At 69.2% G+C, this 15164-nt stretch carries 15 protein-coding genes; 9 read left to right on the top strand and 6 right to left on the bottom strand.

Annotation, left to right across the window (positions count from 1 at the left end; translation table 11 throughout):
• From paaE to paaA, 5 genes are read right to left on the bottom strand one after another with little or no spacing between them, the layout of a single operon-like run.
• The gene (gene paaE, locus E3O32_RS10695; protein ID WP_134509347.1) at positions 1–1206 is read right to left on the bottom strand and encodes a 1,2-phenylacetyl-CoA epoxidase subunit PaaE; all 1206 of its coding nucleotides are present in this window, start codon (positions 1204–1206) and stop codon (positions 1–3) included.
• Between the two features lie 2 nt (positions 1207–1208).
• The gene (gene paaD, locus E3O32_RS10690) at positions 1209–1736 is read right to left on the bottom strand and encodes a 1,2-phenylacetyl-CoA epoxidase subunit PaaD (RefSeq protein ID WP_134509436.1); all 528 of its coding nucleotides are present in this window, start codon (positions 1734–1736) and stop codon (positions 1209–1211) included.
• An 11-nt stretch (positions 1737–1747) separates the two neighbouring features.
• Entirely contained in the window at positions 1748–2635 is an 888-nt protein-coding gene (paaC, locus tag E3O32_RS10685; protein ID WP_134509345.1) for a 1,2-phenylacetyl-CoA epoxidase subunit PaaC, read from the bottom strand.
• Positions 2632–2937 carry a 1,2-phenylacetyl-CoA epoxidase subunit PaaB gene (paaB, locus tag E3O32_RS10680; protein WP_134509343.1) on the bottom strand — a complete coding sequence of 102 codons (306 nt, stop codon included), beginning with the start codon at positions 2935–2937 and terminating at the stop codon, positions 2632–2634. Before paaB ends, paaC begins: the two co-directional genes overlap by 4 nt.
• Positions 2937–3947, bottom strand: coding sequence for a 1,2-phenylacetyl-CoA epoxidase subunit PaaA (paaA, locus tag E3O32_RS10675; RefSeq protein WP_134509341.1), 1011 nt, complete (start codon positions 3945–3947; stop codon positions 2937–2939). The genes paaB and paaA overlap by 1 nt, the downstream gene beginning before the upstream one ends.
• Before the next feature lie 115 nt (positions 3948–4062).
• Between paaA and paaI the strand changes: the two genes are divergently transcribed.
• The 7 genes from paaI (at position 4063) to E3O32_RS10640 (ending at position 10829) form a co-directional block, all read left to right on the top strand.
• On the top strand, positions 4063–4497 hold the full coding sequence (paaI, locus tag E3O32_RS10670; protein WP_198417552.1) for a hydroxyphenylacetyl-CoA thioesterase PaaI: 435 nt from the start codon (positions 4063–4065) through the stop codon (positions 4495–4497).
• 32 nt (positions 4498–4529) lie between these two features.
• A complete protein-coding gene (gene paaK / locus E3O32_RS10665) occupies positions 4530–5840 on the top strand; it encodes a phenylacetate--CoA ligase PaaK (protein WP_134509432.1) in 1311 nt (436 codons plus the stop codon).
• 126 nt (positions 5841–5966) lie between these two features.
• Entirely contained in the window at positions 5967–6617 is a 651-nt protein-coding gene (locus E3O32_RS10660) for a TetR/AcrR family transcriptional regulator (protein ID WP_134509339.1), read from the top strand.
• Positions 6618–6760: 143 nt separating this feature from the next.
• A complete protein-coding gene (locus E3O32_RS10655; RefSeq protein ID WP_134509430.1) occupies positions 6761–7132 on the top strand; it encodes a hotdog fold thioesterase in 372 nt (123 codons plus the stop codon).
• Between the two features lie 10 nt (positions 7133–7142).
• Positions 7143–7487 carry a helix-turn-helix transcriptional regulator gene (locus E3O32_RS10650; protein WP_134509337.1) on the top strand — a complete coding sequence of 115 codons (345 nt, stop codon included), beginning with the start codon at positions 7143–7145 and terminating at the stop codon, positions 7485–7487.
• Between the two features lie 75 nt (positions 7488–7562).
• Complete coding sequence (locus E3O32_RS10645) at positions 7563–8063, top strand: universal stress protein (protein ID WP_134509335.1); 501 nt, start codon at positions 7563–7565, stop codon at positions 8061–8063.
• 9 nt (positions 8064–8072) lie between these two features.
• Positions 8073–10829 (top strand): cation-translocating P-type ATPase, encoded by a 2757-nt coding sequence (locus E3O32_RS10640; protein ID WP_134509333.1) that lies wholly within the window; start codon positions 8073–8075, stop codon positions 10827–10829.
• A gap of 81 nt (positions 10830–10910) precedes the next feature.
• Here the strand turns inward: E3O32_RS10640 and E3O32_RS10635 are convergent, their stop codons facing one another.
• Positions 10911–13157, bottom strand: a complete 2247-nt coding sequence (locus E3O32_RS10635; RefSeq protein WP_134509331.1) for a DEAD/DEAH box helicase — start codon at positions 13155–13157, stop codon at positions 10911–10913.
• 264 nt (positions 13158–13421) lie between these two features.
• Here E3O32_RS10635 and E3O32_RS10630 point away from each other — a divergent pair, with 264 nt between their 5' ends.
• Together E3O32_RS10630 and E3O32_RS10625 are read left to right on the top strand one after the other, a co-directional pair.
• On the top strand, positions 13422–13931 hold the full coding sequence (locus tag E3O32_RS10630) for a GNAT family N-acetyltransferase (RefSeq protein ID WP_134509329.1): 510 nt from the start codon (positions 13422–13424) through the stop codon (positions 13929–13931).
• On the top strand, positions 13928–15097 hold the full coding sequence (locus E3O32_RS10625; protein WP_241974790.1) for an FUSC family protein: 1170 nt from the start codon (positions 13928–13930) through the stop codon (positions 15095–15097). The genes E3O32_RS10630 and E3O32_RS10625 overlap by 4 nt, the downstream gene beginning before the upstream one ends.
• Positions 15098–15164: the final 67 nt, after the last annotated feature.

Here is a 15164-nt window from a genome sequence, read left to right as displayed (position 1 = left end):
TCAGACGTCGTAGTCGACGACGACTTTGTCGGTCGTGGGGTGCGACTGGCAGGTGAGCACGTAGCCGCGGGCGATCTCGTCCGGCTCGAGGGCGTAGTTCTCGGTCATCGTCACGTCGCCGCTGACCAGCTTGGCGCGGCAGGTGCCGCACACTCCCCCGGCGCAGGCGAACGGCACGTCCGGCCGCACCCGGAGGGCGGCGTTCAGGATGCTCTCCTTGGCGTTGACGGGTGTCGTCACCGTGGCGCTCTCCCCGTCGAGGGTGAACTCGATCTCGAAGGTCTTGTCCCCGGCCGCGACGATCACCGGGCGACCGGTGTCACCGCCGGCGTGGGCCGGCTCGCCGGTGGTGAACAGTTCGAAGCGGATGTGCTCCGGCGCGACGCCGACGCTCTCCAGGGTGTCGCGGCACAGCTGCACGAGTTCGAACGGTCCGCAGAGGAACCACTCGTCGACGGCGGCCGGCCGGATGATGCTCGCGAGCATGAGCCGCAGCTTCTCCTCGTCGATCCGACCCGAGAGCAGGGTCGAGGAGCGGGTCTGGCGGGACAGGACGTGGTGCAGCGCCAGCCTGGCCGGGTACTTGTCCTTGAGGTCGGCGAGTTCGTCGAGGAACATCACGTCCAGGGCGGTGCGGTTCGTGTAGACGAGGGTGAACCGGGAGGTCGCGGAGCGCTCGAGCACGGTGTGCGCGAGCGACATCAGCGGGGTGATCCCGCTTCCGGCCGCGATGCCGACGATGTGGGTGTCGTCGAGGGTGTCCAGGGCGGTCGTGAAGGTGCCCTGGGGGCTCATCACGTCGAGCCGGTCGCCGGCGTGCAGCTCGGTGTTCGCCCAGCTCGAGAAGACGCCGCCGAGGTCGCGCTTGATCGCGACGCTCACCGAGCCGACGGTGCGCGGGCGGCAGATGGAATAGCTGCGCCGCAACTCCCGCCCGTCGATGGTGGCGCGCAGGGCGAGGTGCTGGCCGGGGTCGTAGTCGTACTCCCCGTGCAGCTCGGGCGGCACGGCGAAGGTGACCTCGACACTGTCCTGGGTGAGCGGGCGCACCTCCGCCACGGTGAGGGTGTGGAACCGGCCGCGGCGTTTGCCGGCCGGCGCGCCGGGCGCGCCCTCGAGGGGTGCGTCCTCTTGCGCCGGGTCGAGCCGGGCCGGGTCGAGGACGGTCGTGGCTGAATCGGAACTGCCGAGATTTCGTGCGGCCATGGTCACAACACCTTGAAGTAGTCGAACGGTTCGAGGCAGTCCCGGCACTCATAGAGCGCCTTGCACGACGTCGAGCCGAAGCGGGCGAGTTCCCGCGTGTTCAGAGAGGAGCAGCGCGGGCATTTGACTGCGAGCTGCAGGCGCACCGCGCCGGCCGGGCGAACACCGGAACGCCCGGTGGGGGCGGCGATGCCGTAGGTCACCAGCTTCGCCTTCCCCTCCTCGCTCATCCAGTCGGTGGTCCAGGCGGGGGCGAGCACGAGCTCGACGGTGACGTCGTCGTAGCCGGCGCCGCGCAGCACGGTGAGCACGTCGTCCCGCATGGCCTCCATCGCGGGGCATCCGCTGTAGGTCGGGGTCAGCGTGACGGTCGTTCGCGTGCCGTCGACCGTGACCGAGCGCAGCACGCCGAGGTCTTCGATCGTGAGCACCGGGATCTCGGGGTCGCAGACCCGCGCGGCCAGGTCCCAGGCCCGCTGGGAGGCCAGGTCGGCCGGCCGCGGGCGGGCTACGGATGCGCCGGGCGCCACCCTCGCCTCGGTCACCAGGACGCCCCGGGGTGGGACCTCGCCAGCACCTGCATCTCGGCGAGCAGCGGGCCGAGGTTCTCGGAGTGGTCCCCGCGGCGGCCGCCGCCGGAGGAGATGAAGCCGCGCGGCTCGTCGAGCTCAGCCTCCCGCAGCACGGGGGCCATCGCCTCCCAGGCCGGGCCGCGCAGGGTGGACGGTCGCACGGCCACACCCTCCAGCCGGTCGATCAGCGGCTCGTCGACGAAGAGTTCGTCGACGAACGGCCACAGGTCGCCCAGCCCGGTGATCATCCGGGCCCGGGATTCCTCGGTGCCGAGAGCCAGGCGCAGCACCCACTGGGCGGCGTGGTCGCGGTGGTAGTCGACCTCCTTGACCGCCTTCGCGGCGATCGCGGCCAGGGTCGCGTCGGCCGAGCCGGCCAGCCGGCTGTAGAGCTCGAACAGGTAGTTCGCGGCGATGAACTGCCGGGCGATGGTGTGCGCGAAGTCGCCGTTCGGCTGCTCGAACAGGTGCGCCGAGCGGAACTCTGGTTCGGTGCGCCAGTAGGCGAGGTCGTCTTCGGTACGGTTCGATTCGGCGCCGGCGTAGTGCAGCAGCGAGCGGGCGTGGCCGATCAGGTCGAGGGCGATGTTGCCCAGGGCGATGTCCTCCTCGAGCTCGGGGGCGCGGGAGATCCACCAGCCCAGCTGCTGGGCGAGGACGAGGGAGTCGTCGCCGAGCCAGAGCGCGTATTCGGCGACGTCGTGCGAGGCGACCGAGGGACCCTCGACCAGTTCGGCGGAGAGTTCGACGCCGTCGACCTCGACGTGGCCGTGGCCCTCGTTCTCGCCGTGGTCGTGGCCCCGGTCGGGGGCGTTCGTGGCGTTGGTGCCGGCATCCGTGCGGCTGGGGGTGCTCACAGGTGTTTCACCCCTTCGCTCTTGGAGTAATAGCTGGCGTGGCGGTAGTTCTTGCCGGCGGGCGATTCGAAGAAGGCGCCCTTCGCATCCGGGTCGCTGGTGGTGATCGCCTCGGCGGGCACGACCCAGATCGAGACACCCTCGTTGCGGCGGGTGTAGAGGTCGCGGGCGTTGCGCACGGCGAGGGTGGCGTCGGGGGCGTGCAGCGAACCGACGTGGGTGTGGCTGATGCCACGGCTGGAGCGCACGAAGACCTCCCAGAGGGGCCAGACCTCTTTCTCGGATGCACCGGGTGCACTCATCAGGCGACCGCCGTCTCGGTCAGCGCGGTTCCGGTCGAAGCGTGGGCCTGCTTGCGGGCGTACGCGGCCGCGGCCTCGCGCACCCAGCGGCCGTTCTCGTGGGCGTCGCGGCGACGCTGCAGGCGCCGGGCGTTCGCCGGCCCCCTGCCCTGGAGCACCTCGTGGAATTCGGTCCAGTCGATCTCGCCCATGTCGTACACACCCTTCTCTTCGTTCCAGCGCAGGTCGGGATCCGGCAGCGTCACGCCGAGGACCTCGGCCTGCGGCACCAGCATCCCGACGAAACGCTGGCGCAGTTCGTCGTTGGAGAACCGTTTGATGTTCCACTTCATCGACTGCGCCGAGTTGGGCGAGTCGTCGTCGGGCGGGCCGAACATCTGCAGGGCCGGCCAGTACCAGCGGTTCACCGATTCCTGGGCCATCGCCCGCTGCTCGTCCGTGCCGTTCATCAGCTCGAGCAGGATCTCGAAGCCCTGGCGCTGGTGGAACGACTCCTCCTTGCAGATGCGCACCATGGCGCGCCCGTACGGTCCGTAGGAGGCCCGGCAGAGCGGCACCTGGTTGCAGATGGCGGCGCCGTCGACGAGCCAGCCGATCGACCCCATGTCGGCCCAGGTCGGGCTCGGGTAGTTGAAGATCGAGGAGTAGCGGGCCTTGCCGGCGATGAGGGCATCCGTCATCTCGTCGCGGGTGATCCCGAGGGTCTGCGCCGCGGAGTAGAGGTAGAGGCCGTGGCCGGCCTCGTCCTGCACCTTCGCCAGCAGGATGGCCTTGCGCTTGAGGCTGGGCGCCCGGGTGATCCAGTTGCCCTCCGGTTGCATGCCGATGATCTCGGAGTGCGCGTGCTGGGAGATCTGGCGAATGAGCGTCTTGCGGTACGCCTCCGGCATCCAGTCACGCGGCTCGATCCGGGAATCGGCCGCGATCAGGTCGTTGAACTGCTGCTCTTCCGGTGACAGGCCGGCGGCAGGGCTCGGGGCAATGTCGTAGGGAACTGGCGGGATTGTCATCATTGACTCCTGGTTTCGCGAACTTTTACCAACCGATCGTTCAGTTAGTATATGGTTTCCCTACTACCCCCACAACCATGCGTTGCGGCCAGCGGAACTCAATGAGGAGAACCAGATGACGGATGCTTCACCGCCCTCCAACGGCGCCATGATGCAGAATGACCGGGCATCGGCAGCACTCGGAATGGTCGTTCGCGCGGTGGAACCGGGCCGCGCGGTGGTGTCCATGGTCCTCCGGGACGACATGATGAACGGGTTCGACGTGACCCACGGCGGCATCGTCTTCGCCCTGGCCGACACGGCGTTCGCGATCGCCTGCAACGACGACCACCACGTCACGCTCGCGGCGGGCGCCGACATCACGTTTCTCAAGCCGACCGCAGTGGGGCAGACCCTCACGGCGACCGCAGTGCTTCGCACAAAAAGCGGGCGTTCCGGACTGTACGACGTGCGCGTCACCAACGATCACAACGTGCCGGTCGCGGAGTTCCGCGGTCGAAGCCGCACCACCAACCTGCCCCTGCCCGGTACCGCCGCACCCTCTCGCTAGTTCACATTCAACCTGGAGGCCCCATGTCAACGATGACCAAGACCCGCTTGCACGCCCCCGCCCTCGATGAGCTCGACCCGGAGGAGCGCATGTCCCGCGACGAGCTGCAGGCCCTGCAGCTGCGTCGCCTGCAGAAGACCGTGCGCCTCGCCTACCAGAACGTGCCGTTGTACACCCGCAAGTTCGACGCCGCCGGAGTGCACCCCGACGACATCCGCACCCTCGAAGACGTGAACCTGCTGCCGTTCACCACCAAGGACGACCTGCGGGTCTCCTACCCGTTCGGCATGTTCGCCGTGCCGATGGACCAGGTCGCCCGCATCCACACCTCGTCCGGCACCACCGGCCTGCCCACCGTGGTCGGGTACACCAGGAACGACCTCGCCATGTGGGCCGGCCTCGTCGCCCGCAGCCTCCGCGCCTCCGGGGTTCGGCCGGGCATGCGCGTGCACAACGCCTACGGCTACGGACTCTTCACCGGCGGCCTCGGCGCGCACGCCGGCATCGAGGCGCTCGGCGCCACGGCGATCCCGATGTCCGGAGGCCAGACCAACAAGCAGGTCAAGATGATCCAGGACTTCGAGCCCGACGTCATCATGTCCACCCCCAGCTACCTTTTGACGATCACGGATGCCATGGTCGCCGCCGGCATGGACCCGCGCTCGTCGAGCCTCAAGGCCGGCGTGCTCGGCGCGGAGCCGTGGACCAACCAGATGCGGCGGGAGCTCGAGGACCGTCTCGACTTCGACGCCCTCGACATCTACGGGCTGAGCGAGGTGATGGGCCCGGGCGTCGGCAACGAGTGCATCGAGACGAAGGACGGCCCGCACCTCTGGGAAGACAACTTCCTGCCCGAGGTCATCGACGGCGACACCGGGCTCGTGCTCCCCGACGGCACCCAGGGCGAGCTCGTCTTCACCTCCCTGACCAAGGAGGCGTTCCCGGTCATCCGCTACCGCACCCGCGACCTCACCCGGCTGCTTCCCGGTTCCGCCCGGCCGGGCATGCGCCGGATGGAGAAGATCACGGGGCGCAACGACGACATGATCATCCTGCGCGGGGTGAACCTGTTCCCGACCCAGATCGAGGAGATCGTGCTCGGCATCCCGAGCCTGTCGCCGCACTTCGTGATCGAGCTGACCCGCCCGAACCGGATGGACGAGCTGACCGTGCGGATCGAACGGCACGAGCACGCCAGCGACGAGGCATCCGACATCGCCAGCGCGCTGCTGATCCACCGGATCAAGGACCTGATCGGTTCGAGCGTGAGCGTGCTGATCGTGGAGCCGGGCACGCTCGAGCGCAGCACGGGCAAGCACAAGCGTGTCTACGACCTGCGGTAACAGCCGCCTGCCCGTCGAATTCGACGGAGATTTTGGCCGAATCACCCCAAAACAGGGCTTCCGGGCTCCAAAACACGAAAATCTCCGTCGAATTCGACGGAAGCGCCCATGAGAGACTTCTCCGTGATGTCTGAACAAGCTCTGACCCGGCGGGGCCGTCCCGGCTACGATCAGCGCGCCATCCTCGAGGTGGCGGTGGCGGCGTTCATCGAGTTCGGCTACGACGCCACCTCGATGGGCGTGCTCGCGACCCGGCTCGCCCTGTCCAAGTCGGCGATCTACCACCACTTCGCGTCGAAGGACGAGCTGCTCGAGCTCGCCCTCGCCGAGGCCCTGGACGGCCTCGAGGGTGTGCTCACCGAGGAGAGCGTCCAGGTCGGCCCGGCGATCGACCGGCTCGCCCGGGTGTTGCGCGGGGCCGTGCGGGTGCTCACCGACCGGCTGCCGTACGTGACCCTGCTGCTTCGGGTGCGCGGCAACACGGATGTCGAGCGCTCGGCCCTGTCCCGCCGGCGCGCCTTCGACAGGGCCGTCACCACCCTCGTCACCCAGGCGCGCGACGAGGGTTCGCTCCGCGGCGACATCGACCCGCGCGTCGTCACCCGGCTGCTGTTCGGCATGGTCAACTCGATCGCCGAGTGGTACCGCCCGGAGGGCCCGGAGGATGCCGCCCAGCTCGCCGACGACGTGCTCGCCGTGGCGCTCGACGGCCTCCGCGTCAACCCGCGCGGCGGTCCGCCCGCGTCCGCCGACCTCGCGGCACCAAGCCCGGGCTGACTTGCGGACAAAACACCTTCGCGCGCGTCGAGGGTGCTTTTTCCGCAACTGAGCGTTCGCTCGCCCGGCTCGAGCACCGTCACCAGGAAAAGAGAAACGTGAACGACAGCTGGAAGATCACCCTCGGCGAGCTCGACCTGAAGATGGGCGTGACCATCCTCGAGCAGTCCGCCGAACGTGTCGTCGCGACGATGCCCGTGGAGGGAAACCGGCAGTCGTTCGGGCTGCTGCACGGCGGGGCATCCGTCGCCTTCGCCGAGGCGCTCGGCTCGTGGGCGGCCGTGATCCACGCCGGGCCGGGCCGGAGCGCCGTCGGCCTCGACATCAACGCCACCCACCACCTCGCGGCCAGGGAGGGCGTCGTGACCGGGGTCGCCACGGCCATCCGGCTGGGCCGCACCATCGCCTCCCATGAGATCGTGATCAGCGACGACCAGGGCCGCAGACTCTGCACCGCCCGAATCACCAACCTGATCATCGACGCGCCGCTACCTGACCCCACACCGGTGGACTAGTCTCCCCTACATGACCGCTGCGGACCCCGACCTGAAAAACCGGCCCACCCTCGGCAGCGACGCCCGGTGGACGTTCCTGACCAACCACGGGCACGTTCTCGTCACGATCGCGCGGGATCCGCAATGCCGGATGCGCGAGGTGGCGTCCCGGGTGGGAGTCACCGAGCGCGGCGCCCAGAAGATCGTCGCCGACCTCGTGGCGGACGGCTACATCACGAGAACCAGGGTCGGTCGTCGGAACAGCTATCAGATCGCCACCGGGAGACCGTTCCGGCACCCGGTGACCGACGGCCACGAACTTGACGAATTGCTCGCCGTGCTGGTGCCGATCCCACCCCGAACACTGGACGCATGAACTGGAGTTCACTAATCTGGGAGTGTCCTGATCGTTCTGCCACACTCGTCATCCAGTTCGGAGAGTCAGTAAGCCGTGAGCAATGAAGGCATCATCCCAGCAGGCACCCCGGAAGCCCCACCGTCCCCAGCGCCGGCGGGCAGCATCGTGGTCGGGCACGACGGTTCGACCGATGCGGATTACGCGCTCACCACCGCGCTCGGGCTCGCCGATCAGCTGCACGCCCCGGTCGTGATCGTGCGCGCGTGGTCGATCGACACCGCCCCCAAGCCCGCGAACTGGGAGTTCGGCTACGTCTCGTCGTTCGCCGAATACTCGGAGGCGGTTCGGGCCGCTGTGATCGAGGACACCGCAGCGTCGGTGCACGCATTCCCCGGCGTGAGCGTCGACTACCGGGCTGTGCACTCCGGGGCGGCGAAGAGTCTGATCGAGGCCTCGCGGGAGGCGCGCATGCTCGTGGTGGGCTCCCGCGGCCGCGGCAACCTGGCCGGCCTCCTGCTCGGCTCGGTCAGCGACCAGTGCGCCCGGCTCGCGGTCTGCCCGGTGCTGGTGACACGCAAGCGCCCGGGACGCTGACCCGACCGGATGCCCGCCCACCCACAGGCGGCGGCAGCCGCCGAGCACGCCGCCTGGCACACGCTGTCGGCCGCTGAAACCACCGCGGCTCTCGGAGTCGACTCCGGGACCGGGCTCGCGGCATCCGTCGTCGATGACCGACGGCGGCTCCACGGACCGAATCTGCTGGTCGAGCCGAACCGAGTGCCGACCTGGCGCAAGATCGCGCACCTTCTCGCCGAGAAAATGACGATCGTGCTGCTGGTGGCCGCGGTCGTGAGCGCCCTCGTCTCCCGGGAGCTGGAGACGCCGATCGTGATCCTGGCCGTGATCATCCTGAACACGGCCTTGAACTATGTGCAGGAGCGACGGGCCGAGAGCAGCCTCCAGGCGCTCCAGAAGCTGTCGGAAGGCAAGGCCGTCGTTCGCCGGGACGGCACCGATCTCGAGGTCCTGCGTTCCGACCTGGTGCCGGGCGACATCGTGCTTCTCGACGCCGGGGACTCCGTTCCGGCAGACGGCCGCCTCATCGTCAATGCAGGCCTGCAGGTGGCGGAGGCGACCCTGACCGGCGAATCCGAGCCGGTCGGCAAGACGATCCCGTCGCTGGGTGATTCCGGCTTGCCGCTCGCCGACCGCACCAACATGCTCTTCATGAACACTTTGGTCACCCGTGGCCGGGCCACCATGGTGGTCACCGACACCGGCATGGGCACGGCGGTCGGCGGCATCGCGGCACTCCTGAGCGAGGTGAAGAACGACAAGACGCCGTTGCAGCGGAGGATCAACCAGCTGGCCCAACTACTCACCGTTGCGGCACTGGTAGTGGTGGCGATCGTCTTCGTGCTGGGTCTCGTGCGCGGCGAATCCTGGTCCGAGCTCCTGATCACCGCCGTGTCGCTGGCCGTGGCGACCATACCGGAGGGCCTCACCGCGGTGGTCGCGTTCACCCTGGCGATGGGTGCCTCCCGGCTGGCCGCCCAGGGTGCCATCATCAAGCAGCTCTCGGCGGTGGAAACCCTCGGCAGCGTCAGCCACATCGCCACAGACAAGACCGGCACGCTGACCATGAACGAGATGACCGCCCGCCGGCTGCACACCCACGGCCGCGATTTCCGCATCACCGGCGAGGGCTACGCCACCGACGGCAGGATCCTCACCGGCGACGACCGGCCGATGCCCGACCTCACAGAGGCGTTCCTCACCATGGCCCTCTGCAACGACGCCGTGCTGAACGACGGCGTGCTGGTCGGCGACCCCACCGAAGGGGCTCTGGCCGTGCTGGCCGAGAAGGGTGGCGTAGACGTCGCCGGCGCGCGGCGGGCCCACCCGCGGGTGGCCGAGGTCCCCTTCGACTCCGACTACAAGTTCATGGCCACGTTCCACCGGATGGCGGAGCCGGCGGCAGGTCCCCCGCGACCGCCCGAGCTCCGCTGCTTCGCCAAGGGCGCACCGGGCGCTCTGCTGCCCCTGACCGACTCGGTGCTGACCGACGACGGCATCCGTCCACTCGACGACACGCTGCGGCAACGGATCCACGACGCCGTCCAGGAGCTGGCCGGAGAGGGCCTCCGCACGATCATGATCGCCGGACGCACGCTTGACACCGGAACCGTTCCGGGAGACGACTCAGGTCGGTCACTGGTCACCGGACTGACCCTCTACGCCGTCGTCGGAATCGTCGACCCCCCGCGGGTCGAGGCGGCCGAGGCCATCGCGGTGGCGCTCGGCGCCGGCATCCGGGTTCACATGATCACGGGCGACCATCTCGTCACGGCCTCGGCCATCGCCCGCAACCTGGGCCTGCCGGGCGAAGCCGCGGCCGGTCCCACGCTCGACGACCTCGACGACCTCGAGCTCGCGGCCCGCGCCGCCGACTATGGTGTGCTCGCCCGGGTCACCCCGGCCCACAAGATCCGGGTGGTCAGGGCGTTGCAGGCCGGTGGCAACGTCGTCGCCATGACCGGCGACGGCGTCAACGACGCACCGGCCCTGAAGCAGGCCGACATCGGCATCGCCATGGGCATCACCGGCACGGATGTCTCAAAGGGCGCCGCCAACATGATCCTCACCGACGACAACTTCTCCACGATCGTCGCCGCGGTGCGGGAGGGTCGCGGCATCTATGCCAACATTCTGAAGTTCGTCCGGTTCCAGCTCACCACGGCGTGGGGCTTCGTGCTCATCTTCCTGATCGCGGGCGTCACGGGGTGGGCCGCCGGTGCACCGTTCACCGCGCTCCAGATTCTCTGGGTCAACATCATCATGGACGGGCCTCCCGCGCTCGCGCTCGGCGTTGACCCGGCCGAACCCGGAACGATGAACCGGCCGCCTCGCCCGTCTGACGAACGGCTGCTCACCCGGGAGCGGCTGCTCCGGATTCTCGGGCTCGGCCTCGTCATGGCCGCGGGAACCCTCACCGTTCTCACCCAGGCGCCGGCGCTCTTCCCGGACAGCGCGGGGAACCCTGCCTTCGCCAGCACCCTCGCGTTCACCACCTTCGTCTTCTACCAGGTGTTCAACCTGCTCAATGTGCGCTCCGACACCCACTCCGTCTTCTCGCTCCAGACCTTCACCAACCGCAGCATCTGGGTGGCTCTCGTCGCCGTGATCATCCTTCAGATCCTCGTGGTGCAGGTCGACGTGCTGCAGGCACTTTTCGACACCACGTCGCTCACGGCGACCCAGTGGGGCCTGGCCGTGCTGGTCGGCTCCTCGGTGCTCTGGATCGAGGAAACAGGGAAGGCCATCGCGCGCGCGGCCGGCCGCCGCGCGGCCCGCCGCTGACGCCGCCTGCCGGGAACGCGGGAGGGGCACCCACCGGTAACGGTGGATGCCCCTCCCAGGTCGTGCTGCGGCTACCGCTGCCTAGCTGTCCGCGAGGTCGCGAACGGCCGCATCGCCGGGGGCGGCGCTGGTGAAGCTGGCCTCGATCTCGGCGCGGCCGAGCAGCTCGTCCATGCGGCGGCGACGCTGCTTCGGGATGAGCGTCACGACGGTGCCGGACTTGCCGGCGCGGCCGGTGCGGCCCGAGCGGTGCAGGTAGGTCTTGTACTCGTCGGGAGCGTCGGCCTGGATGACCAGGTCGATGTCGTCGACGTGGATGCCGCGGGCGGCGACATCCGTGGCGACCAGCACGTTGACGCGTCCGCTGGTCAGCATCTGCAGGTTGCGGGTGCGGCGGGCCTGGTTCAGGTCGCCGTGCAGGCTGGTCGCCTTCACGCCGGCGTCTTCGAGCTGCTCGGCGAGCTGCTCGGCGTAGGCACGGGTGCGGGAGAAGATCAGCGTCTTGCCCTGGCGGTCGACGAGCTGGCCGATGATGGCGCTCTTGTCACGGTGTTCGATCATGAGCACGCGGTGGTCGATGGTGGAGGAGGCCTGGTCTTCACCGGCAACCTCGTGCACGGCCGGATTGGTCAGGAATTCCTTGACCAGCTGGGCGACGCCCTTGTCCAGGGTGGCCGAGAAGAGGAGCTTCTGGCCGCCCTTCTTGGTCAGGCGCAGGATGCGCTGAACCGGCTCGAGGAAGCCCAGGTCGCACATGTAGTCGGCCTCGTCGAGGACGGTGACGACAACCTCGGACAGGTCGAGGCGACCCTGCTCGATGAGGTCTTCGATGCGGCCGGCGGTGCCGATGATGATGTCCACGCCGCGCTGCAGGGCGCTGACCTGGCGGTACTGCGGAACGCCGCCGTAGATCTGGGTGGTGAAGAGGCCGACGCTGCGGGCGATGGGCTGGATGGTTCGGTCGATCTGCAGGGCCAGCTCACGGGTCGGAGCCAGGATGAGCGCGCGGGGCTTGCGAGCCATCTTGCGGTCCTTGGCGCCGTTGTTCTCGAGCAGCTTCTCCACGAGCGGAGCACCGAAGGCAATGGTCTTGCCGGAACCGGTCTTGCCGCGGCCGAGCACGTCGCGGCCGGCGAGGACATCCGGGATGGTCGCGGCCTGGATCGGGAACGGGGTAGCGGCGCCGAGTGTGGCCAGCTCGCGGACGATGTTCTCGCCGAGGCCCAGATCGCCGAAGGTCACGCCGACGACTTCAGCAGCCGTGGTCGCGATGGCTTCGAGGCGCTCCAGAACCACGTCGTCACCGGCGGCGAAGTGCGCCTTGGTGTCGCGGCTCGGGTAGAAGTTGCTGGAGTGGCCGCCGTCGTCGTGCGAACGGTTCGGGCGGTCGGAGTGCGAGCGCTCGGGGCGGTCCCCGTAGGAGGGACGCTCGGTGCGGGCCGGACGGTCGCCGTAGGACGGACGATCGGAATTCGAGCGGGCCGGACGGTCGCCGTAGGACGGACGATCGGAGTTGGAACGTGCCGGACGGTCGCCGTAGGACGGACGATCGGAGTTCGAGCGGGCCGGACGGTCGCCGTAGGAGGGACGGTCGCTGTTGTACGCGGGGCGGTCCGTGCGGGGAGCGCGGTCGCCGTAGGACGGGCGGTCGTTGTTGTAGGCGGGGCGGTCGGTGCGCGGAGCACGGTCACCGTAGGCAGGACGGTCCGTGCGGGGACGGTCGTTGTTGTAGGCGGGCCGGTCGGTGCGCGGAGCACGGTCGCCGTAAGCCGGACGGTCCGTGCGGGGACGGTCATTGTTGTAGGCGGGGCGATCGGTGCGCGGAGCACGGTCGCCGTAAGCCGGACGGTCCGTGCGGGGACGGTCGTTGTTGTACGCCGGACGATCCGTGCGGGCACGGTCGTTGTAGGACGGACGCTCGGTGTTGCTGTGCGTCGGGCGATCCGTGCGCGGGGCGCCGTTGTACGACGGGCGGTCGTTGTTGTAGGCGGGACGGTCCGTGCGGGGACGGTCGTTGTTGTACGCCGGACGGTCGGTGCGGTTCGGGCGGTCACCGTAGGCGGGACGTTCCGAGCGCTGGCCGTAGGCCGGGCGGTCGTTGCCGTAGGCGGGACGGTCATTGGCCGGGCGGCCGGCGGCGCGGTCCGCGCGCTCTCCGGCATTCCAGCGGGCCTTCTTCGGCGCCGCGGCGTCGTCGTGGTGGCCGCGGTGTCCGGGGCTCTTGCTGCCCGGGGCGCTGCCGCCGCGTGCGGGGCCGCCCTTGGCGGAGTACTTGGGATCGTAATTCTTACTCGAACGGCCGACGGCCGGATTCTTGCTATTAGGCATAGAAAAGTTCCTGGGTTGTGTTGAGTACATGGCAGAACGACGACGCACATGCGCGACGCAACCTGAGAACCCGGGCAGTCTATGGCCGGGGCCGTTCACATACAGTGATTTTTCACCAGCGGATTACTGGGAAACCGGCCCATCCTGACTTACAAACCCATCCGCGCACACGTAAAAATTGCGCGGTGTCAAGAGCCGACTTACCCACGTTACCCGATCGATGCTCTTAAGTCACGGAGTGCTTTCTCCGTCTAGTCTGATTCCATGCTGACGACCATCGCGATCGAGTCGCCGAGGCAGCCCGGGATCGCCGCCCTGCTCCGCCAGAGCGCCGAGTACGCGCAGTCCCTCTACCCGCCCGAAAGCAACTTCCTGCTCGGCGTCGACGAGCTCGAACTGCCCGGCGTGACCTTCTACGCGGCGCGGGACGCATTCGGCCTGGCGCTGGGCATCGCCGCGCTCGTGAGCCAGGGCGACGGCACCGCCGAGCTGAAACGGATGTTCGTGCACCCTGGCGCGCGCGGCCGCGGCGTCGCCGGCCGCCTGCTCGCCCGGGCCGAAGCGGATGCCCTGGCCGCCGGCATCCGTCAGGTCGTGCTGGAGACCGGACCGCAGAGCGACGCCGCCCTGGCGCTCTACCGACAGTGCGGCTACCGGGAGATCGCCCCGTTCGGACAGTACGTGGGCGAGGAGTTCAGCGTCTGCTTCGCGAAAGACCTCACCGGCCCCGGAGCCTCGGGGGACGACCCGAGCCGCAGGGCGGACTCCCCGTGACACGGTCGGTCGCACGTCCGGCGCGCACCGCCATTTCCTGGCTGGGCACGAGCGCCACCAGCCCCAAGGTTGTGCAGGCGCTGAAGGCCGCGGTCGCCGTGGCGATCGCCTGGTCGGTGGCGCCGCTCCTGCCGGGCGTGGCCGAGGGGTACCCCTACTACGCACCGCTGGGCGCGCTCGTGAGCATGTACCCCACGCTGATGAGCTCGGTGAGGAACGCCCTGCAGACCCTGGGCGGGCTGGTGGTCGGCATCCTCCTGGCGGCCGCGGTGCTCATCTTCAGCGAACCCAACGTGTTCACGATCTCGCTCGCGGTCGGCATCGGCGCCGTGATCGCGGCCACCGGCTGGTTCGGCGCGAACCGGGAGTACATCCCGGTGACGGCCCTGTTCGTGCTCATCATCGGCGGCCCGAACGCCGACGGTTACTCGATCGGGTACCTCGCGCAGATGAGCCTCGGGATCGTGATCGGGCTCGCCGTCAACCTCCTGGTGCTGCCGCCGCTGGCCTTCGACGCGGTCGGCCTGCAGCTGAAGCGATTCCGCACGAGCCTGGCCGACCATCTCACCGAGATCTCCCAGGCGCTGACCGAGGCCTGGCCTCCCGAGCGCGACGGCTGGGCCACCCGCAACCTGGCGCTCGTGCAGCTCGGCCGCGAGGTCAGGACCGCGCTGCAGCACGCCGACGACAGTCGGAAGGGCAATCCGCGGGCGCGCTTCCACCGCCGCGACCTTTCCGCGGACTACGACGACCTGTCCGCCTTCGAGACGGTCACCTTCCACGTGCGCGATCTGACGGATGTTCTGGCCGGTGCCGTCTGGGGAACACCCGTCCCCCTCGAACTCCGCCCGGAGCTCCGGCCCGCCGTGAGCGCCACCCTGGCTGCGGTCGCCGCAGCGCTGACGGAGTGGGACCCGGACGCCCCCGAACAGGCGGCGATCACCGAGGCGGATGCCGCCGTCGAGGCGCTGATGGCCGAGCTCGACGAGCGCAGGGACACCGCCCCGATCACGTCGATGGCGGTGGCCTCCTCCATCGCGATGGACGTCAAGCGCATCCTGGCCGCCCTCCGCCCGCGCCTCGAAGGCCCCGAAGAACCCGAAGAACCCGAAAAACCTTTCGATGCCCCGGCAGAACCACCGGTGCGCCCGCCGTCCTCATCCTGAACGGCGCGCGCGGGGGCGCCGCCCGTCACCCCCGAACGGGATTCGCCGCCCGGTGGAAGACGACCTA

The organism is Cryobacterium mannosilyticum (assembly GCF_004402705.1).
Taxonomy (GTDB): domain Bacteria; phylum Actinomycetota; class Actinomycetes; order Actinomycetales; family Microbacteriaceae; genus Cryobacterium; species Cryobacterium mannosilyticum.
Note: the sequence above shows the minus strand (reverse complement) of the source record. Positions and strands in the feature narration are given on the sequence as shown.